Origin of the sequence: Paenibacillus uliginis N3/975 (assembly GCF_900177425.1) — a bacterium.
In the GTDB taxonomy this organism is placed as follows: domain Bacteria; phylum Bacillota; class Bacilli; order Paenibacillales; family Paenibacillaceae; genus Paenibacillus_AQ; species Paenibacillus_AQ uliginis.
In genome coordinates this window covers 5,100,273-5,122,591 of record NZ_LT840184.1, presented here as the reverse complement: position 1 = coordinate 5,122,591, position 22,319 = coordinate 5,100,273, and the positions used below count along the sequence as shown (strand labels likewise).

General features: G+C 39.4%; 17 protein-coding genes. All 17 read left to right on the top strand.

The genetic code is table 11. The features are described 5' to 3' along the window. Nucleotides 1-16: 16 nt before the first annotated feature. The 17 genes from brxL (at nt 17) to B9N86_RS23930 (ending at nt 22,287) form a co-directional block, all read left to right on the top strand. The gene (brxL, locus tag B9N86_RS24010) at nt 17-2,062 is read left to right on the top strand and encodes a protease Lon-related BREX system protein BrxL (RefSeq protein WP_208915617.1); all 2,046 of its coding nucleotides are present in this window, start codon (nt 17-19) and stop codon (nt 2,060-2,062) included. Between the two features lie 378 nt (nt 2,063-2,440). Further along, complete coding sequence (locus tag B9N86_RS24005; RefSeq protein ID WP_208915616.1) at nt 2,441-2,725, top strand: hypothetical protein; 285 nt, start codon at nt 2,441-2,443, stop codon at nt 2,723-2,725. An 868-nt stretch (nt 2,726-3,593) separates the two neighbouring features. Next, the gene (locus tag B9N86_RS24000; RefSeq protein ID WP_208915615.1) at nt 3,594-4,031 is read left to right on the top strand and encodes a TIR domain-containing protein; all 438 of its coding nucleotides are present in this window, start codon (nt 3,594-3,596) and stop codon (nt 4,029-4,031) included. A gap of 22 nt (nt 4,032-4,053) precedes the next feature. Further along, nucleotides 4,054-5,607, top strand: a complete 1,554-nt coding sequence (locus tag B9N86_RS23995; RefSeq protein ID WP_210190610.1) for a TIGR02677 family protein — start codon at nt 4,054-4,056, stop codon at nt 5,605-5,607. Between the two features lie 33 nt (nt 5,608-5,640). Beyond that, nucleotides 5,641-6,870, top strand: a complete 1,230-nt coding sequence (locus B9N86_RS23990; RefSeq protein WP_210190609.1) for a TIGR02678 family protein — start codon at nt 5,641-5,643, stop codon at nt 6,868-6,870. A gap of 18 nt (nt 6,871-6,888) precedes the next feature. Further along, nucleotides 6,889-11,004: a TIGR02680 family protein gene (locus B9N86_RS23985; RefSeq protein WP_244563166.1), complete on the top strand. Its 4,116-nt coding sequence runs from the start codon at nt 6,889-6,891 to the stop codon at nt 11,002-11,004. Nucleotides 11,005-11,013: 9 nt separating this feature from the next. Next, a complete protein-coding gene (locus B9N86_RS23980; protein WP_208915614.1) occupies nt 11,014-12,423 on the top strand; it encodes a TIGR02679 domain-containing protein in 1,410 nt (469 codons plus the stop codon). Nucleotides 12,424-13,015: 592 nt separating this feature from the next. Beyond that, on the top strand, nt 13,016-16,180 hold the full coding sequence (locus B9N86_RS23975) for a DEAD/DEAH box helicase (protein ID WP_208915613.1): 3,165 nt from the start codon (nt 13,016-13,018) through the stop codon (nt 16,178-16,180). A gap of 6 nt (nt 16,181-16,186) precedes the next feature. Further along, on the top strand, nt 16,187-17,239 hold the full coding sequence (gene mutT, locus B9N86_RS23970) for an 8-oxo-dGTP diphosphatase MutT (protein ID WP_208915612.1): 1,053 nt from the start codon (nt 16,187-16,189) through the stop codon (nt 17,237-17,239). 333 nt (nt 17,240-17,572) lie between these two features. Further along, entirely contained in the window at nt 17,573-18,667 is a 1,095-nt protein-coding gene (locus B9N86_RS30485) for a restriction endonuclease fold toxin (RefSeq protein ID WP_244562831.1), read from the top strand. Between the two features lie 14 nt (nt 18,668-18,681). Beyond that, nucleotides 18,682-19,086 carry an Imm7 family immunity protein gene (locus B9N86_RS23960; protein WP_208915611.1) on the top strand — a complete coding sequence of 135 codons (405 nt, stop codon included), beginning with the start codon at nt 18,682-18,684 and terminating at the stop codon, nt 19,084-19,086. Nucleotides 19,087-19,267: 181 nt separating this feature from the next. Further along, a complete protein-coding gene (locus tag B9N86_RS23955) occupies nt 19,268-19,756 on the top strand; it encodes a SitI3 family protein (RefSeq protein ID WP_208915610.1) in 489 nt (162 codons plus the stop codon). Nucleotides 19,757-19,810: 54 nt separating this feature from the next. Beyond that, nucleotides 19,811-20,539, top strand: coding sequence for a hypothetical protein (locus tag B9N86_RS23950; RefSeq protein WP_208915609.1), 729 nt, complete (start codon nt 19,811-19,813; stop codon nt 20,537-20,539). Between the two features lie 87 nt (nt 20,540-20,626). After that, nucleotides 20,627-20,836 (top strand): hypothetical protein, encoded by a 210-nt coding sequence (locus B9N86_RS23945; RefSeq protein WP_208915608.1) that lies wholly within the window; start codon nt 20,627-20,629, stop codon nt 20,834-20,836. Continuing rightward, entirely contained in the window at nt 20,820-21,185 is a 366-nt protein-coding gene (locus B9N86_RS23940; RefSeq protein WP_208915607.1) for a hypothetical protein, read from the top strand. Before B9N86_RS23945 ends, B9N86_RS23940 begins: the two co-directional genes overlap by 17 nt. Nucleotides 21,186-21,340: 155 nt before the next feature. Continuing rightward, nucleotides 21,341-21,502, top strand: a complete 162-nt coding sequence (locus B9N86_RS23935; RefSeq protein ID WP_208915606.1) for a hypothetical protein — start codon at nt 21,341-21,343, stop codon at nt 21,500-21,502. Between the two features lie 173 nt (nt 21,503-21,675). Then, the gene (locus B9N86_RS23930) at nt 21,676-22,287 is read left to right on the top strand and encodes a hypothetical protein (protein WP_208915605.1); all 612 of its coding nucleotides are present in this window, start codon (nt 21,676-21,678) and stop codon (nt 22,285-22,287) included. Nucleotides 22,288-22,319: the final 32 nt, after the last annotated feature.

Sequence of the window (22,319 nt, the reverse complement as noted above, 5' to 3'; positions counted from 1 at the left end):
AGGGGGGAGAAGTCAAATGGAGCAAATAAGTGAAGATCGGTCACTTGATTTAGATCGCAAGCTGAACGATGTGTTTTCGGGCAGAGTTGTACGGAAAGACCTGACAAAGTTAATGAAAGAGGGAGCGAATGTTCCCGTTTATGTGCTTGAATATCTGCTGGGTATGTATGCGGCAACAGACGATGAGGATTATATCCGAGAAGGAATTGAGCGTGTAAAGAAAATCCTTTCGGAAAACTTTGTCAGACCTGATGAAGCAGAGAAAGTTAAGTCGAGAATTCGGGAACTGGGACAGTTTTCCGTTATCGATAAGATTTCAGTTACACTCAATGAGAAAATTGATTCCTATGTGGCGGAGTTCTCGAACTTGGGACTTAAAGGTGTACCAATCTCACCGAACTATGTAAAGGAATATGACAAGCTTCTGGCAGGCGGGATATGGTGTATGCTCAAGATGGAATACTTTTTTGACGAAGAAGTAAAGAATAGTAATCCTTTCAGCATAAGTAGCCTAAAGCCTATTCAGATGCCCAATATGGACTTGAACGAGGTATTCGAGGGCAGAAAGAGCTTTACGAAAGAGGAATGGATAGATGTACTCATTCGCTCAACAGGAATGGAGCCGACACAGCTTGATGACAGGGTGAAATGGCATCTTCTGCTGAGACTCGTACCGCTTGTTGAAAATAACTATAACATGTGTGAACTAGGTCCAAGAGGTACGGGCAAGTCACATGTTTATAAAGAAATCTCGCCTAACTCTATCTTAGTGTCAGGCGGCCAGTCAACCGTAGCCAATCTGTTTTACAACATGTCCAGTAAGAAGGTTGGGCTTGTGGGATTATGGGATACTGTGGCTTTTGATGAGGTGGCTGGCATAACGTTCAAGGATAAAGACGGTATTCAGATCATGAAGGATTATATGGCTTCTGGGTCATTTGCTCGAGGCAGGGAAGAGAAGGCGGCTTCCGCTTCGATGGTATTTGTCGGTAATATCAATCAGAGCCTTGATTCGTTGATCAAGACTTCCCACTTATTTGCACCCTTTCCTGAAGCAATGGCAAACGATTCGGCGTTCTTTGATCGGATGCATTATTATCTTCCAGGCTGGGAAGTGCCGAAAATGCGTCCTGACTTCTTTACCGATAAGTACGGCTTCATTGTAGACTACATGGCTGAATATTTTAGGGAGATGCGTAAACGCTCGTTTGCTGATGCCATTGATCGGTACTTTAAACTCGGAAATAACCTAAATCAACGTGATGTCATAGCTGTTCGTAAAACAGTGTCGGGATTCTTAAAACTCTTGTATCCGAATGGTGTGTATACGAGAGAAGATGTAGAAGAAGTTCTGAAATATGCTCTTGAAGGTAGAAGAAGAGTCAAAGAGCAACTCAAGAAAATTGGTGGCATGGAATTTTACGATGTCCACTTCTCCTACATTGATAAAGAAACGTTGAGTGAAGAGTATGTTTCAGTTCCAGAGCAGAGTGGGGGTAAGCTAATTCCTGAAGGCATGGGCAAGCCAGGGCACGTGTACACCGTTGGACATGGTGATTCGGGCATGATTGGCGTGTACAAACTGGAGAATCAAGTGGTTTCGGGTTCAGGCAAGTTTGAAAAATCAGGTGTTGGTACTCATCGGGGTGCAAAAGAGAGCTTAGATACAGCATTCCGCTACTTTACTTCGAACAGTAAAAGTATTAGTGGCTCGATTAGTACCAAGACGAAAGACTACCTCATGCATATTAGCGACTTACAGGGTATTGGGCTGACTGATGAGCTGGCTATAGCTGAGCTGATAGGGCTTTGTTCTGGGGCATTGGAACGACCTGTTCAAGAGAGCTTGGTTGTGCTTGGAAACATGACGGTTGGTGGTACGATTGCTAAGGTCGAGGAGTTCGCCAATACGCTTCAGGTTTGCGTGGATGCGGGAGCGAAAAAGGTACTAATTCCTGCTTCATCTGTTATAGACTTTCAGACTGTTCCACCTGATCTGCTCATAAAGATACAACCAATGTTTTATTCGGATCCGTCGGATGCAGTGTTTAAGGCTCTATAAGTGGATAGAATCAGTGTACTGTTCCAATAAATTAACTTTAAGTTTATTAACGAGCCATTAGCACTCTTCTAAGGCTCGTTTTTTTGTTAAAACGTCCTTCAGGTAATCCTGAAAAAATTTGAATCAATATATAGGACGTACGTTTACTGACAATTGTTTGTCTTGCTAATAAGGTATATTCAAATAAGAATTGATTTGAAAAAAATATTCAATCAATCGAATTAACAAAAGAAATACTTAAATCCAATGGCTGGGCCTATTAGTTTGACTTATCTACATTCGAAAATTTACAAGTTAAAGATGCCATAAACGAACACTCTGTTGTTGAAACATTGTCCAAACGAAGATCTAAAAAGTTAAAAAAGGTCCATTCGTTATTTGGAATTGTTTAATAAGATTACTTGGGAAAACAACCAAATCACAAATGGTTATGTGCTAGTCGTTACACCCTTTTACCAAGAGGTAGCAGGTAGAGAGGTTGATCCTATTGCAGAAGTCATTTGGAGACATAAAGACTATATTAGAACTTCTTCTACAATACCTATACTAGAGGGAGCTGTCCCTGATTGTTTATTTGAAGATGGTCAGGCTTATCCTATTGGAATGGACCAAGCGCCGGCCATAAAAGTTGGAATAGGAGTCGAGAGAAAGAGAAGTCATTGAATTTTGTTTCTAGGACGAAGACTTTATAAAGATATTATAATAGGCTTTACCCTTAAGGATAGAGAATCAGACTTGTTCTGATAGAATCTATCTTTTTAATATCCAGGTATTAAACGCTTCTAAAAACAAGAGCGTGCTTATTATATTTTTTATCATCTAATTTTTGAATGTGATATCTTAAAAAATATAATGATATTATTTTTTTAACCTTAAACATAGGTTTGGGTCACAAGTTACCGGTATATTAGCGTCTGTTCGAGAATTTTTTCTCGATTTGAGGAAAAATTAATAGAATTTGTTTTCTCCATCTATAGTAGGTTGGTTTTGATATTTGAAGTGTTCTTCTGATTTCGTGTGAAGATTGATTGGTGCTATAGATAGCAATGAAGAGCTTGATAAATTTGTCGGAGAAATTGCTTTCTGTGAAGGAGAGTACCAGTTTCTCTAGTGTATGTATGATTACAATGTAAACAGACAAGTCGTTTTGAATTGTTACCGCCATGCTTCTTATTCCTGCCTGATCTGCAATAAGGACAACGTAGATATGTGCTATGTAAAGGGTCTAATGAATCTAACTTCTTTTCTACAAACTGTAGTGCATTTAATAAGATGTTAATTAATCCAACTAACTCTTCTTCTGTAGAATTTTCATCAAAAATCTTTGAAAGGGCTTTCACTTGATCTAATGAAACCAACTATACACACCTCCACGGTATTTAGTCAAAATAATAAATCTACTTTGAAATAATAGATTGGACAATAGATGATAAAAAAATTTTAGCTGAAAACCTCTCTATGGTCAATAAGTTGTCTTTTTAGTATCATTAAAAATAATTGACTGGATTGAAATGAAAGGGGGGCTCTAACAGTGAACATCTTCCTTGGGAGCTCAAGTTCAGTAGAGGCATTAAATCATCTTAGGAAAGTGGCCATGATAATTGAGGCCGAAGGACATATCCCACTTCCTTGGACTAAGTCGGAGATCTTTAGACCAGGGAATTATATTTTAGACAGCTTGAGAGAAGTTAGTGGAAGAATCGATGCAGCTATACTTATTTTTAGCGAAGATGATGAGGTTTGGTATAGAAATGAATTACAGCTAACAACGAGAGATAACGTTGTTTTGGAGTATGGTTTTTTTGTTTCTCTTTTAGGGAGAGAAAGAACAATTATATGCCGAAGAGGGAAACCTAGGATGGCTACGGATCTGCAAGGCATAATTTATTGTGATCTGAACCGGGAATATAAAGCTGAAAATGATCTTGTGCAGTGGCTTCGGTTTTTAAATTCAAAAAATATAGTTTAGATTCTGTATCTACATAGTCAAGATGAAATGGGGAACTACTGTGGGTAAAGTTCCGAATATACATTCTCTACGTAGCGTGCCGGAGTTGAAATACATAAATGCAGATAATGTGACGAGATACAGGGCCATTATGCGTTTTCTTTACGGGGAATATCTGAGGCTTAATTATTGGCTCAAATCTGAAGATGTATACGAGGGAATAATGTCATGGAATTTAAACCTCAATTATACCTTGGAACAATGCCAAATTGACCTTGATCAGTTAGTAGAATGGGGAAATCTTTCTTCCAGACATGATGGCGGAAAGGCGGTTACCGTAGATGAATATTTACGCAAAAAATATCAGTATCTCCTCACCCCTTATTCTATTGAAATTGAGCGTTTGCTTGAGAGTTTGGAAAATGTTCGAGGCTACGGAGGTTCTTTAGAACCAACATTATTTGATACTATTGCAGATTGCTTAATCAGAGTCCGAAAAAATGCAGGTGAATATGAAGCGGATGAAGCTAGAGATATATGGAATACATTATATGGCTCGTTTCAAACATTACATGAAGCATCAGTAGACTACATTGCTAGCCTTCAGACGAATATGGCAGAAGATCTAATGGTTACAGATGCTTTTTTGTTATATAAAGACTCAATCACTCGTTACCTGCAAGATTTTATTCAGGCTCTACAGCGGAGATCGTACAGAATTGAGGGTAATTTTGAACAAATAACACCAGGAGTAAAGGAGTTATTTATACAGGCTGTTTTGAAGGATGAATGGCGTATACCAAAAATGGAAGTGACAATAACACAGGAACAATACTATGAACAGCTGTTGGAGAAATGGGAAGGTATATATAGGTGGTTCGTAGGTGGGGATGATTACCTTAGTGAGATGTCTTTATTGGAACGCGCGACCAAAGAAGCGATCGTCAAAATAGTTCGCTGTGCAGTGCGTATACAGGAAAGAAAAAGTTCTGGAATCAGCAGAAAAAAAGAACTCGATTACTTGGGACAATGGTTTTACCGTTTAGAGGACGTCGAATTAGCTCACACGCTCGCTGCCTATGTATTTGGAATGTTTCCAACCCGACATTTGCTGGGAGTAGATCGAAGGGAATCAGATAGCCAGGAAGAGTCTATGTGGGAACAGCCTCCAATTGAAAAAACGCTGCGGTCACGGAGTAGAAAAAAACAGGACCGGCAAGATGGCCAGAATCCAATTATGGATAAAACTATGAGAAAAAATAATTTAAGGAAAATATATATCGAGCAACATAAACAGGAGTACAAGTTCCTGAAAAGTATGGTTGGTCTTAAGAATGTAGAAATATCCAATTTAGAAAGAATAACAACTTCTACAAGAATTCAGATTTTACAATGGATTAGCCGTTGCCTGAATTCACCTAAATGGTCATTGGAAACTCCTGAAGGAGTGAGAATCCAAATGGAGCAACCCGAAAGTAAAGAACGAACCACTATGCAATGTGAAGATGGTGATCTTGAACTTTTAAATTATAGTTTTACTTTTTCAGTAATTAATCAGAGTGCATGGGAGCAAATGCTTCACTGGGTCGAGGAATAGTATATGACATCTCCACATTGTTTGAGGTGAATCATGGAGAAAATAAAAATTGGAAAAACGAATAATCCAAAGAGAAAAAGAACAAACGTCGTTGACAAGGATGAGCGTGCATATCGACGTAAACAGTGTATGAACGCTCTTTTAAATCGTCCTTGGATCACTAAAGAATCCGATCCTGAGTTGTATTATTGGATAAAGGATCAGATATCTGAATTAAAAACATGGTTCAATGAGTTTGCCGGTTATTCTCTAATTTTAAATAGAAAACTAGTCAAACTGGAAAAGACTCCGGTTATCGCTCATCCGTGGATGGGTTTTCAAGAATTTCGTGAACCTCTTGATTACACATTGTTTACCTATGGCTTATGGTTTCTTGAACAAAAAACAGAGAGTGATCAATTTCTTTTAACAGAGCTGATTAGAGAAATTCGTGATTACATGGTTGAGCAAGGGATGGAAGTAGACTGGAAAAATTATTTTCATCGGCTTTCTATGTCCAGAGCTATAAAGAAGCTGAAAAGCTTAGACATTGTTCGCGGGGTCGACGGAAATGAGATGGAATGGGCAACGCATGATGCAAGTCGTGATGTGCTTTATGAATGTACTTCTTACCATCGTTATGTGTTGAGAAACTTACCTAGGGAACTTATGAGCTACTTTCAAGTAGAAGAGTTAAGAGAAACACAGTTGTATGGGGATGATCTTCAAGAATTAAATCGTCGAAGAAGACATGAGATGTACCGACGGTTCTTACTGGAACCAGTGGTGTTGGATAAGGAATGGAAAGATGATCTTTATTATTTTTATAGTGAAAAAAATAAATTATTAAGACAATTGCAATCCATGTTTGGTTGGGAAGGCAGCGAGTATCGTGAGGGGCTTCTATTTTTTGAGGAAGGGCCTTCAGCTGAGGCTGAAGTATTTCCAACGTTATCAGCAATTTCAGATATTGGTCTGTTGTTATGTGGTCAAATTAGGACGGAAGTCCAGGGGACTAATGCAAAATTGATTTTCGAACAGGGTGGACAAATACGTCTTACCAAAGGTCATGTGGAACGAATCTTACTTCATTTAAAGGACGAATACAAAGAATTCTGGGCCAATGAATACCGTAAGAAGAATGCCCCTTTGCTTGCCGAGGATGTGTGTCAGCATCTTATAGATTGGGGATTGGCTGAATGGGATCATGATGGATTTTTCGTAGTGAATGCTGCAGTTGGAAGATGGACGGCTAAATATGGATCAGTGGAATTAGATACCTAGGAGGTGCGAGTTTTGGGGGTGGTAGAACGTTGGCAGATGAATCGGGCCGGAATACTGAACTTTTGGTTTTACGATGATGAAGAATTTCAATTAGAAGAAGGCAGAGTTATTTTAAGAGGAGCGAACGGCTCCGGCAAATCGGTTACAATGCAGAGTTTTATTCCGCTTGTGTTGGATGGTGATAAAAGGCCAGAGAGGCTTGACCCCTTTGGATCCCGCGATCGCAGACTTGAGTATTACTTGTTGGGAGAGGATGATCATGGTCATACCGATCGAACAGGTTACTTATGGCTTGAATTCTATCATTCTGAAAAAAAATTATTTAAAACAATTGGTATCGGCATTAGAGCACGACGTGGTGCAGCCCAACTTGGCTTTTGGGGTTTTTTGCTGGATGATGGTAGAAGAATCAATCATGATTTTTGGTTGTATGATTGTAATTTATGGAAAGAGCAAAATAAAAAAATCCCCTTAAATCGAAAAAATCTCGAAGATTTGATAGGTGCGGGCCAAGTAGTTCAGGAGCAGGCGGCATATAAAAGTCTGGTGAATAAAGCTATATTCGGTTTTCGAGATGAGGAATCGTATAAAGATCTGTTGAAGTTGTTGCTAGAACTTAGAAGCCCCAAATTATCAAAAGATTTTAAACCTTCTTCTATGTATGAAATACTTACAAGAGCCTTGCCACCTTTAAGTGAAGAAGAATTAAATCCTCTTTCAGATGTGATGGAAGATATGGATCAAATTACAGATCGTTTAGAAGAACTACAAATTCATATTGGTGATCTTCAAAAAATCACAGAAAAATATAATAAATATAATGAGTATTTGCTCAAGCAATCATCTGAGGAAGTTTGGGTACGCTCGCAAAAAAATAATCAACTCTTACAGCAAATTAGTTCTCATGAAATTGAGAAAAATGAAGTTAACAAAAAATATTTATATGCTATGGAAACTCTAAGGATATCTAGAGAGCGATTAGAAGAAATTGATAGTAGTTTAGATGTATTAAACCGTAGTGAAGTAATGGAAAAGCATAGAGAAATGGAGCGTCTTGAACAACAGATACAATCTACTATTAATCAGTTAACAATTAATGAGCGCAGATTAAATGAAACTATTATTCGCCGTGATCGTTTGAACCAGCAAGTTACCTACTCTAATGATAAATTAGTTGAACTTTCGAATGATCAGCATAAAGCTATAGAGGAAATGGAGAATATTGCGCGGATAGTAGAATTTAAAGAGCATGACATATATCAAGGAATTTGGTCTCGCAGCGTTCATGAGGATGAAAAATGGGCAGATAGCTGGACAAAGGACTTTCAATTACATCAATACCAATTGTCTGTTACTTATGAGATAGCCAGAAGTGAAAGGGAGGCATCAATTACAGCAAAAGAGGCAGAAATTGAATTGGGTGAGATTGTAAGGGAGAGAAATATTACAGAGGAAGAGCTAGCTAAGCAAGAGAATGAATTCGAAGAGACAAGAGATAAATTAAGAGAAGCTTTTGTAAGTTGGCAGCAGAAGTTAACTATCCTACCTGTAGGAGGAGATCAATTGCGTGAATCATTACGATCTCTTTCTCTTATATCGGTGAAAGAAAGAAGTTATAATACGGTACGTTTGCCGATGATAGATGCTTATGAACAAAAACAACAGGAAATATTGCAACAATTGAGTTCATTGAATCATCAAAAACAGTCGCTGCAAAAAGATTGTGAATCGCTTCAAGCTGAGCGTGATGAATGGATGAATTCGAAAGATCCTGAACCAGAGAGGTCAGTGAGAAAAACAGAATCTAGAAGTCGGAGAAGACTTGGAACAGGAGCGCCCCTTTATACTGTTTGCGAATTCAATCCTGAGTTGAGTGAGGGCGATAGAGCTTTAATAGAAGAGACGCTTGCTCATTCCGGTCTATTGGACGCATGGATTTTCCCTGATGGAAGAGTGATTATTTCCAATGCAAATAATGAAGAAGAAGTCTGGTTCGAACCGGCTTTTCAAACGGACGGGGAGTCTTTAGGAAGCGTTTTGTATGCTACACCCTCTCTGGAATGTGGTTTATCTCATGAAGATATTAACCAGGTCTTAAATAGCATCCGATGGCTGAAGGATACAAAAGGATTAAATGATAAAAGTCTGCTGCATGATGCATTCATTAGTGAAAAAGGCCATTTTAAATTAGGACCGCTCACCGGGAAAAATGCCTCCAAAATACGTGCTGAATTTATTGGAAGCGAGACTAGAAAGCAGACCCGGTTAATTAAAATTTCCAATCTTGAAGAAAATATTCAACAACTTCATAACATGATTATTGAAAGAGATCATGTTATTACTGAATTTGAAAATCAACGAAAACAACTGCAACAGGAGTTAGACGATTTTCCAAGCGATATAGAACTACAAAAACATATCGATGCTTTGATTCAAGTATCCTATCGATTAAAAGAAATCATGAATCAGGAACAGAAGGTAGAGAACCGATATAAGCAGAAAGTCGCAAACTGGAGAGAATTCCAGATTAAATTAACAGAGCAAACTGCTGGGTGGTCAAGAATTAAGCAGGAACATCAAATTAAAGAAGCCATCGAATCATGTCACGATTATCGGACTATGATCTCAGAATTGTTTTCTCTGTGGAGAAGTCATAAAGAACTCAAACAGAGATATAGCCATTTGCTTGAGGAGCAATCAAGTGTATTGATACAAATAGAAGAAGAACAATTATCGAAGGAACAACTACTTGAGGATAAGAAGACCTTAACTGCACAAATCAACGAGATGAAAAAGCTGATGTCTGGTCTGGGTCCAGAGGAAATTTTCAAGGAAATCAAGTTATTAAAAGAAGAAAAAAAAGCATTGAAAGGTTATATTGATTGTCAACAAGATACAAAAGAGAAGTTGAGACAAGAAATTGGAAGGATCAATGCTAATTTTGATTTGTTAAATAATCAGCGGAATGAAAGTGAAGATAATTTAAAAACATCACTAGAAAAATGGTCCAATGAAATGAAATTGGGTCTAGTGTTGAAATGGAAAGAGTACCAGAACAGTTCTGGAGATAGCGAATTAAGCATTAATTTATGTGAACAAATAATAAATTATTATAGATCTGAATTTATTGACGTACCACAAGAAAGAGTCGCTAATGAACTTTCACAAGAATTTAGTGTGGCTCGAAGTAACTTGCAGGATTATGCTCTTAATCTAGAATATCTTGAATCGGGTAGGATGATTATCTCGTCGAATAGGGATCGTTTTAATTCTCTTCCCCCATCTGTTCTACTCGAAGAATTACGTACGCTTGAAGAAGAACAACGAGTGTTACTAACGGAAAGCGACAGAGCGCTTTATGAAGAAATTATATTAGGAAGTGTTGGAAAGGCTGTTCGAAATCGGATAAATCGAGCTCAAGATTGGATAGACCAGATGAAGAAATTGATGGGTCAGCGGGATACATCCAGTGGGCTAAAATTATCACTTGATTGGAAAGCTAAAGGTAGTTCTATTGAATCTGAACTAGATACCTCGGAGCTAATTGAATTGTTGAAATTAGATGCGCATCGGATGGATGATGAGCAGATTGAGCAGGTTATTGAACATTTTCGTACACGTATTACTCAAGCAAAGCAAGAGGCACAGGACGGACATGGGGCATTAAGAGAATACCTCTACCATTTGCTGGATTACAGATTGTGGTTTGAATTTGAACTAAGTTATAAAAAAGGTGGACAAACGGGATATAAACCACTTACCGATTCCAAATTTAATGTCCTTAGCGGCGGAGAGAAAGCAATGTCAATGTATATTCCTTTATTTGCGGCGACCTATTCCAGATACAGTGATGCCGACATGGATGCACCAAGGATCATTTCGCTTGATGAAGCTTTTGCTGGAGTAGATGAATCGAATATGAGGGATATGTTTCATTTGTTAACCGATATGGGCTTTGATTACATTATGACTTCTCAAGTGCTGTGGGGGTGTTATGATACAGTTCCGCGGCTGGCTATATATGAAATATTCAGACCCAAGGATATAGATGTGGTGACATTATTTCATTATCGTTGGAATGGACAAGTTAGAGTTTTGGTAGAGAAAGAACTTGAAAGTCTAGAAACGAGGTAAGCTAGGGTTATGGTTCATTATCGTAAAACAGCTAAGCAATATTATAGTGATCCTTCATTCTCAAATCTACTGGATGCCGTATTTCGGAAATATCGAGGACAGAATGGCGTAAAGGGTAATGCTAAAATTACTGTAGGTACTACCGAAGAGGCGAGTCGACTTCAGGATTTTTTTGGAACCCGATTAACGCGGAGAGTACGTCCGGGGACTGAAGTTGAAGTTCATCTTAGCGTTATTGCGGAGGAATTGGAGCGGGGATACAAGCTGACCATTCCTGAATTATATGAAATTTTAAATGATGAACCATTGCTTACGAATATGGAGCAAAAAGAGATACGAGAAATGAAATGGTTACAGTTGTTTGACCAAGTAAATAGTAAATTCGAGAATTTATTTAAGACAAATCTGTATAACAGTGTTTTTTCAGAAGAGATATATAACTGGTTTAACAGATTAAAAGGAGGAGATGCATCTGGTTACGGAGTAGTGAAAAATTTATTTAGAGAGGGAGGAGGGGGGGATGAGCTTTTTCAATGTGTTAAGGCTCTATGGTTCTTGTGTATTGAAAGAGAAGTTATGTTTCAAAAAAAAGGAATCAGTGTAGCTTGGATTAGACTTCCTATTTTAGCTGAATTCGTTACATTGGACCCACACGCTTTTGATTGGAAACAGCCTGGAGGCAGACTTCTATGGTATGCTCTTCGTGATATTAATAACCAGAGGATTAAGAATGGAATAAATGTATATAATCAGCATTTAATGCTTCCGAATTTTATGGAGAAACGTCAAGTTTATAGAAACTCCGGCATTATGGATGATGATATTAGCTCAAATATGCTTATTTTTGCAAAAGATTTTATGTACTCATCCTCTCCAAGAACACTGAATCTGCGCGAAATTGAAGAATGTGAAGACTGGCCCGAATATTCTGCCTTATATGTTTTCGAGAATCCATCAGTATTTTCATTTTTGATGGATGAAACGATACATTTTCTTAATGGAACAGGTTTATCATATGAACAGCTGCCTGAGAATTTTCCTGCCTTGGTATGCACTTCTGGTCAATTACGTGATGCTTCTAAGCACTTTATAGAAAATTGTCTTAAAACTAATCCGAGGTGTGTTATTTATTACTCCGGTGATTTTGATCGGTATGGAGTCGAAATTGCAAGCGGTGTTAATAAAATGTTCATCGGCGCTGTAGAAATGTGGAAAATGGACTCGGATACATATATTCGTTATCTAAATCGAGATAGTTTGTTACTTTCAAATCATGATAGAAAAGTTTTGGAAAGTAAACCTGATAATGAATTAGCAAGTACCATGGCTGATAAGAGAAGGAAGGTTTACCAAGAAAGTATAACATTTGAATTAAAGAATGACTGGATTGAATTATTAAGACTATCTGTTAAAGTTTAAGTGAGATAAATTAATATATTGAATTTACTAGGGTTTTTCCCTGAAGTACAGATATAATACTATAATTTCACATGCACATGCACATGCACATGCACATGCACATCTTGAGTGGGCGTACTCCTCATGCTTTCGATGTGGCTTTCTATTGAAAGCTTTTAGGTGGTGCGATGAACATTTCGTTCGGTAAAGTGATAACCTTCGGGATCTTCCTTTTGGCACTGTAGACCTACATCGTTAAGCGAAGTAACCCACTCCTAAGGTTAGCGCCTAAGTGGGTTACTTTCTCATTCCTAGCTTGATCTTGGAGGAGAAATCCTACTCAAGATGTTTGTACAAGGGAGCAGCTGGCGGCTGCTCCTTATTTCTATTCCTATCTTAACATACCCCGTTTTTAGACCTCAATAACGGATCAATGCCCTACCTATGATTTTTATTCTTAAAAATTGACCAGAACTAAGTATCATCTAACAACCTGTGACCCTGCTTTCCCGGTATAATAGGATTAGTTACTTTTATAATCCAATCACACCACTTATATTCTATAATATTACATTAATATTTTTACAGAATACTCCTTGAAAGGGAGGCCACCATGCACCAAGGACTATACCAAGGACTATACGAACAAATCATCAACCACATTACCTCGCAGCAGTTGGATGAGCTGAACACAGGCGAGTATGATATCGGACGGGAGGCTATCGATCCCGAAGAGGCAAGGCTGTTGCTAGCCAACTATATATCGATCGTGACCCGCAAGGCGTTGAAGATGGTGCGGGAGCAGGTTAGCGATGATGCCGCGGCCGTTCTTGCCCAGATACAGACATGTAACGAGATGATCTCTATTCTTCGCAACAATCTGGGGGATGAAGAGTTTAACGATCTGCAAATCTCGGAGCAAGGTGAAGTTCTTACATACGTTTACTCAAAAATGAATAACATCCGAGCGGTGAAGGATGTAAAAGCGATTCGCCCGGTGACACCGTTGTCACAGAGCTCGTTGTTTACTGGCTCGAAATCCGAGCCGGAGCTGATGAATGAGCTGAAGCATGAGATTATGAGTGCTGATCGGATTGAGTTGCTGGTTTCTTTTATTAAGTGGAGCGGGCTACGCTGTCTTATGGAAGAGTTCCGTCAGTTTACGGAGCGAGGAGGGCAGCTGCGGGTCATCACGACAACCTATATGGAAGCTACAGATTACAAAGCGGTGATGGAGCTCAGCAAGCTGAACAATACCGAGATTAAAATCTCGTATGATATCCAGCGTACCCGATTGCACGCAAAGGCGTATATTTTCAGAAGAGATACAGGGTTTACAACGGCTTATGTTGGCTCTTCTAACCTGTCCAATCCGGCATTGACTAGCGGATTGGAATGGAACTTGAAAATTACGGAGAAGGATTCCTACGATGTTTTGAAAAAGATCGAAGCGACCTATGAGAGTTATTGGAACGACCGGGAGTTTAAAGCTTTTTCACTGGAAGAAGAGAACAATGTTGAACAGCTGAAGCTGGCACTAAGACGCTCGAAGGATGTGCAGCAGGTGCAGGGTACGTTTACGTTCGACATCATGCCGTTTGACTATCAAAAGGAAGTGCTGGAGAAGCTGGAGGCGCAGCGAACGATTTACGGCCATATGCGTAATTTGGTTATTGCGGCTACCGGGGTAGGGAAGACGGTGATTTCCGCTTTTGATTACAAAAGATTCCGAGGCCAGAACAGTCGTGCCCGCCTGCTCTTTGTAGCCCACAGGGAAGAAATATTGAAGCAGAGCCGGGATACGTTCCGCTATATTCTGAAGGATCTGAATTTTGGTGGGCTGCATGTCGGCGCACATCAGGCGGACGAAATCGATCATTTGTTTATCAGCATCCAGAGTTTTAATTCTATGAAATTGACGGAAGTTACGACTCCAGATTTCTACGATTATATCGTAGTGGATGAATTTCACCATGCGGCGGCCCCATCCTATCAGCGACTACTGAGCTATTATACTCCTAAGATTCTGCTTGGACTGACAGCAACACCGGAGCGGATGGACGGTCGGGATGTGCTGGGCTATTTCAATCATACGATTGCAGCGGAAATACGGCTTACGGATGCGATTGATCGAAAGCTGCTGAGTCCGTTTCAATATTTTGGTGTGGCGGATGCGGTGGATTTGTCTCAGGTGAAATGGTCGCGCCGCGGCTACGACCTGCAGGAGCTGGAACATTTATATACCAATAATAAAATTCGTGCAGTACAGATCATGCATAGCCTCCACAAATATGTTACCGACTTGGACGAGGTTAAGGGACTTGGATTTTGCGTCGGCGTTGATCATGCACAGTACATGGCAAAAGTGTTTAGCGAAAATGGTATTCCTGCACTTGCACTCTACGGTGGATCCGGCTCGGAGGATAGGGCGCAAGCGAAGAAAAGGCTCATTAATGGAGACATTAAAATGATCTTCGTTGTGGATCTGTACAATGAAGGCGTCGATATTCCGCAGGTGAACACAGTGCTGTTTTTGCGTCCTACTGAGAGCTTGACCGTATTTCTTCAGCAGTTGGGCCGTGGCCTTCGCCTAGCGGAGGGAAAGGAATGTCTGACGGTGCTTGATTTTATCGGACAGGCACACAAGGATTATAATTTTCAAGAGAAGTTCAGAGCTTTGCTTGGCAAGACGAAGCATTCTGTTCAGCATTATGTGGAAAACGGCTTTGCACATTTGCCGCGAGGCAGCTATATACAGCTGGAGAAGCAGGCTCGGGGTTATGTACTGCGTAACCTGAAGCAAGCAACACTTAACCGAAGAAGTCTTGTGCAGCGGATGCGGTATTTTGAAGCAGATACGGGTCTGTCGCTCACCATCGGACAATTTACGAAGTATTACGGCATGACGATTCATGAACTGTACGGTGGCCGTACAGGCAAAAGATTTTTCCGGGAGCTAATGGTTGAGGCGGGTCTGAAGGAGCCATTTTCGCTTGAGCAGGTTGAAGGTCTGAAAAATCGTATTCCTGCGCTGCTGAACATCAACTCCAGACGGTGGCTGAAGTTTTTGCTGGCATATATTACGGAAGGAAGACAGCCTCAGGGTGAGGAAGAACACTTGATGCTGACCATGTTCTATTATACATTTTACCGTTCTGAACCTGTGAAGCAGGGTTTTGGCAATATGGATGAGGCCATTCGTCATGTGCTTAACTGCAAGGAGTTTCGAGATGAAATCGCGGAGATTTTAACATATAAACTGGAGCATATTGAATTTGTGGACATCCAGAATACGTTCTCCTTTCCTTGTCCGCTGGATATTCACTGCTCGTACTCTACGGACCAAGTGCTGGCGGCTTTTGGTTACTATAATGAAGAGAAAGCACCGGCGTTTCGTGAAGGCGTAAAATATTTTGAGGACAAGCAGACCGATATTTTCTTCATCACACTTCATAAGTCGGATAAAGATTTTTCTCCTTCTACGCTGTACGAGGATTACGCCATTAATGAGCGGCTGTTCCATTGGCAAACCCAAAGCCGAACTTCAGAGGGTTCGAACACGGCGCAGCGTTATATTAACCACAAGCGACTTGGGAACAAAATTGCACTGTTTGTGCGTGAGTATAAGGAGGACAATCAGTTCACGGCTCCGTTCACGTTCCTTGGAGAAGCAGAGTACGTCCGACATGAGGGCAATAAACCAATGAGCTTCGTATGGCGCTTGAAGGAAGAAATGCCGGCGGCATTAGTGCCCGTGGCGAACAAAGTTATCGTATAGGAGTGAATGCAATTGATAGAGGTTGCGGCAGCGATTATAGAAAATGATCAGGGGCAGCTCCTGATTGCCCGGAGGCGAGCCGGTAAGTCACAGGCTGGAATGTGGGAGTTTCCGGGTGGGAAGCTGGAGGCTGGTGAATCTCCGGAGGCGTGTTTAAAACGTGAGCTTCAAGAGGAGATGAAGATTGAAATTGAGCCCTACGCGTGGTTCGGAAGTAATGACCATTATTATGGGGCGACGCACATCCGGCTGATTGCATACAAAGCTCGCTTTATAAACGGCACCATTCAGCTTGTCGATCATGACGAGTTCCGCTGGGTGGAGCGGCATGAGCTTAGTGATTTTATTTTTGCGCCTGCGGATATGAAATTTGTGGAGATGCAGATGGAAGAGCAGAAGGCAGCGGAAGAAGAGAAATTGATGAAAGAGCAGGAGACTGCTGCGTTCGACATTAAAAGTACTCTCAAGCAGGCGTACAACCACAATGCGGAATTAAGAGACTCTACGGAATTGGAAGGTTGGAAGGCAGAAGAACGAGAAAACGTGCTTGATGTATTTCAAGAGAACTATGTCCGAAATGTGCTGGAAATCGGTGCTGGGCCAGGCCGGGACAGCTTATACTTTAGGCAGCATGGTTTGGATGTAACAGCGATAGATATGTCAGAAGAAATGGTTCATTTGTGTCAGCAAAAGGGTCTGAACGCCATGGTAATGGATTTCTACCAATTGAAGTTTGTAGATCAGGCCTTTGATGCCGTGTACGCTATGAACTGCCTGCTTCATGTTCCGAAGGCGCAGCTCGTTGACGTGCTCGTGGAGATTAGACGTGTATTGAAACCGAACGGCCTGTTCTATTTGGGGCTGTATGGAGGGGTATCGACGGACGGGGTGTGGGAGCAGGATACATATGAGCCAAAGCGGTATTTTGCCATGTATCCTGATGAAGAGATTCAGCGGATTGTCAAAGAACATTTTCAGGTGGAAGACTTCCATACACGTTTCATGGGTGAGGGAAAGCCGCATTTTCAAGCTATGAGGTTAAGAAAAGTAACTCCATGATTATAGAGAGGGGATTGTTGAAACGATGCCTGAGGCGGCACCGTTTTTCTATCAATATATAACCTTTGGGATTCTGTTTGCTGGCATTGCTGACTTCCATCGATAAAAGAAAATAACTCACTTCCAAGATTCGTGATGAAGTGGGTTATTTTCTTATCTTTTACGTGATCTTGGAGGATAAATCCACATTGTTTATCCTCTGAAATAGTAACAATGAACCAAATGGTCGATAACAATGGTGGATTAAAAACCGGAAATGAAGGACCTTGGAACCTTTACCAATTATTTGTAGATCAATAAAATTAGGTTAGCAAATGATGGAGAGGTTGATTTATGTCCAAGATCCTTGTTCCTCCTGAGCTGCTGTTCCGTGTAGCGAATGAATTTCATACAGCATCAATACAATTGGAATGGACCATTAACCTGCTGAATCAGCAAATTTCCACGATGCTGGTTTGGGATGGAACAACGCGGCAGCGGTTTTTTGACGATTTCCAGAGAGCCCGCAACGAGATGACATTAACGATTGAGTACATGAAGGTAATTAGTGAGGAATTAAAGAAAATTGCTAATAAGTTTATACTCATTGACGACAAGTCGAATCCACTATATATGCCTCGTTATTCTGACTTCAAGCCGTTTGTTAGTGGTGAGGAAAGTGAGCCTAAAACATGGCAGGACTATGCTGAAGAGCTCTGGGAAGGTGCGAAATCTGGTGGAAAAATGTTGGCCGACTCCGTTAGCGATACAGTAGAATCTCTAATAGAAGACCCATTGGGGACCGGCGGACAGATGCTATACAATGCTACGATCGGAACTGTTGAGGAAGTCATCGACACAGCCGTGTGGGGAACTAAAATGGTTTTTGATGTTGGTGACACCCGAGAGAAGTTTGATGAGGAAATCAATGAAACGGGCGGTATGGCGAACTATTTGGGAGAACAGGGAGCTCTGTTTGCTGGAGGAGTCCTTCTCCGTAGGGTTGGGGTGAAGAATAGGCATGCCTTGAAGCATGACTCGGGTGGTGACGGAGGTAGGCCGCTTAAGAAAGATGAGGGGACGCCAAAAGCTAATGGGCAATATTCCGGGGAATTAGTAAAGGTTCCTAAGGGAGATGAAGCTGCCGATATGTTGTCTAAAAAACTAGGTGGTCAATCCAGAGTGAAATTTAGCAATGATCCTAATAGACGCGAGTTTGATACAATAAGCGATCAGTATATTGCACAAACCAAGCCGCCACTGAACAGTTTAGATAAGCAATTCAGAAAACAGGCAAAGGCTACAATAGAAGCGGCTATTGAGACTGGCAGAAAAGCTTATTTTCACTTTGAAGGTAAACCCGATGATAGAGTACTGCGACAGCTCAAAGAGTATGCCGAAAGATACGGAGTGGAAATAATCATTGATACCAAGCCCTTAAAACCATGAGAGGATGAATTGAAATGTATGAATATCACGGATGGGCAACGATTAGAGAGAGTTCCTCATTTGAAGATGATGATGAAAAGTACTCGTTAATTGTTCAAGAAATTCGGAAGTATTTCGATGGGTTAGAATGGCCTTCTGGTGTTTTGGATTTAAGAGCAGTAAATGGTGATTATCAAGTTTGGATAGCAGGTCTTAATAATCACAAACCTGTGACAAAACATAATCCAATTGAGGTATTAAGAAAGGTGGGGGAGTTGGCTCCAGGATCTTATGGAGTTTTATATGTAAGAGATAGTGATGATGCAGAACTTTTCAATGAGTTTAAGATCTACACATTAATTCGAGGAGAAATCATGGATCATAATGATCCCTTCCTTTCCCCATTTATACCTAAAATAGAAGATGATTACGAGGATTAATAAATGTAGGCTTGTCTAAACAATTAGGGTTTACAACTCCAATAACAAGATCGTACAATACAACCAATAAACCAAAGACTAAAAAACTTTACAAATCCTTGATAAACTTTCACAGGCTTATTCCAACTTGAACAATAAGGAGGAATGAGCCTTTTTGCATACAAAATCAAAGGAGGAGGAAATGGCTATTGAGTATTCTCTCAAATTAGAGGAAAAATTATCGGAATCCGGTTTATTGGAACAACTTAAATCAATGGGATACACGGATAATGATGTAATAGAGCTACCTAAAGGAATTAAAATGAGTCAGTTTAGAAGCACACTTGGTTTGAATCTTTACTTAACGGAGTCTGGTGAATATCCATATAACGCTTACGAAACCCAGTTTTTGAGAAATGAATTCGTGTATGAAAGTACATTAAGTTTTCGGTTTGTAAACAACTTATACAATAATGAAACTTATGAGTTTGTGCTATCTCTGGTATTCAATTTGATGAAAAACAATAATTCAAATGCTCTATTTTTATCAAATGGTGATAATGAATTATGTTTTTTCACTAAAGATTGTATATATTCGGAAAATTCATCGCATGTTTGGGATAAGGGTTGTTTTGCTGAAATTCTTAAGGGTTATAAATATTGCAATTTTGATGGAAACTATATTTTTTAGAGAATACGAAAATTAATAGAAAGAAGGGAATATAAAATTCTTAAAAAGCCTATCTTGATTCTAAATGCAGTGATTTTGTGCAGTGCTTTGTTGACTGCTTGTGGTAATAATGAACAACAGCCTCCCGTTACTCAGGAAACACCGACTCAAAATTCTCAGAGTACTGAGACTGAAAATAGTAAAAAGTTAAAATCTCAATATCCGGATAATAAATACAACATTGAACTGGATGCTATTCAGGAGGCCTCTACAGTTCGCGCGCAGGTAAATACAGAGCAGGGAGAACTCTTTGTTGTTTCTAAAGATAAAGAAGAAATTGGCCACATCGGAGTACCGAGCGTTTTCGGTGCAGAGGGTGATCTCACTTTTAGAGGTAATTATGATGTGGTTTACAAACATAATGGCTCCGAACAAGTTATCAAGGAATTTAATGATCTCATATTTGTACAGAAGACCGATAAACCGATTTCTTTAGAGAAGATTAGCTTCAAAGAGGTAGATATTTTTCTGCTTACTCCAGAATATATGGCCTCCAGAGGTTATAACTCTTTTGCCTTTGGTATAAATAAAGGAAATGGAGGGGCCTTCCCGATAGCCTTTAAAACAGGTGAAAATGAGCAAGAAACCATTAACTATGCAGTCGATCACTTCCCTAAGAATGAAAATGAGAAGTTGGTTGTGACTACTAGAAATACCGAAGAAGAGAACAATGAACAAGGGCTGAAAGAGATAACCTATACATTGGATTTATCCAAAAAGCAATTTGTAGTGGAATCAGAATAGTTGGAAAAAATGCTCTACCAATGGTAGTGCATTTTTTGATAGTACTTAATACAGATTCGTCAGTCCGTATAAATTCGGGTCTGTTTTTTGGATGTAAATCAAACTGTTGAGACAAGTGTTATTACTGCTGCTGATAGCGGACAGATGTTATACGATGCTACAATCGGAACTGTTGAGGAAGTCATCGACACAGCCGTCTGGGGAACTAAAATGGTTTTTGATGTTGGTGACACCCGAGAGAAGTTTGATGAGAAAATCAATGAAACGGGCGGTTGTGATCATGGAAATAATAAATAATAAATACTATGAAGGTTATGAAGGCGAAGGTGAGATGCAATTTATAAGGTATCTTTCTAATGGTGATAAATATGTATTAAAAATCTGGGACGGTTATTTTGATGAAATAATGAGGGAGATACAGCCGGAGGAAAACGGTTGGACAGGTCTAGCATATTACTATAATGTTGAAGAACCTTGGTGGGAGAGACCTTGGAAAATCCAGGACATAGATATTGTTATAAAGCAACTGCGAAATATAAAAACAGAGCAATTAAATAAGGAGGCAAAGGAACTGCTTATAGAGCTTTGCGATATTCTATCTAGTTCTTGGGAATTAAACGAAGATGTATGGATTGCCGATGAATAGTATGTAATGTATTTTGCTGATGTGGTTTACAACCCCAACAACAAGATCGTACAATACAACCAACAAATCAAACACTAAACAACTTGACAAGCTTTCACAGGCTTATTCCAACTTGAACAATGAGGAGGAATGAGCCTTTTGCATGCCCAAAATCAATGGAGGAAGAAATGGCTATTGAGTATTCTCTCAAATTAGAGAGAATATTATCGGATTTCGATTTATTGGAACAACTTGAATCAATGGGATACATTGATAATGATGTAATAGAGTTACCTAAAGGAATTGAACTGAGTCAGTTAGAAGTACTCTTAGTTTGACTCTTTACTTAACGGAAGTGAGAAAATTGTTCTATGTAAATACCTTAATTAGTAGACCTGACAGAAAGATTAAATGACTTATCACTTTTGAAATCTAACGTCGAAGAATATTTTTCTCAGATTAATAATACTCGCGAGGTATCAGATCTCGAAAATTTTAAAGGGGTGTTGGTATGTTAAAAAGATTTATTTGGAAGAAAAATGATATTCACTCAATACAATTAAAAGATAATTTATTTATTATTGTACAATTATTAGAAAATCCATATGTTGCATTTTTTAATATAAAATGTGATAGTGATAATTTTAATAAGAAACAGCTTGACTTAAATACGTTTAAACCTTTCGGGGTATGTATGATTTTAAAAAGATTTATTAAAATGTGTTCTGTAGGTAAAGTGAAAAATGTGCAACCTAACTTGAATATCCCTATACCAGAGATTTTTATTAGTAGTGATAGAGGACAGTGGGGAAATCGATCAGAATTTATTGAAGATGAACTAATATACAATTTAGTGAGAATTGATACCGCCGTCGGTGATAAAGGTATTATGGGGAATGAAATTATTCAATATAACATTGATAGAAATGACCCGAATATTTTAAATAACTATGAAATTGTTGGATATAACACTGGTTATGAATTTGTACGTCGCTTGATTTTATCGATTGAGAATGGCCGTTGGATCGATCCATTGAAAGAACTACGATTGCTTGGTGTGGATAACTATCCGTTAAAAACAGTAGAAGAGATGTGGCACTATGGGGTTCCGAAGTATGAGTAGTTAATAGTATAGGTAAAAATTTTTCTAATAAA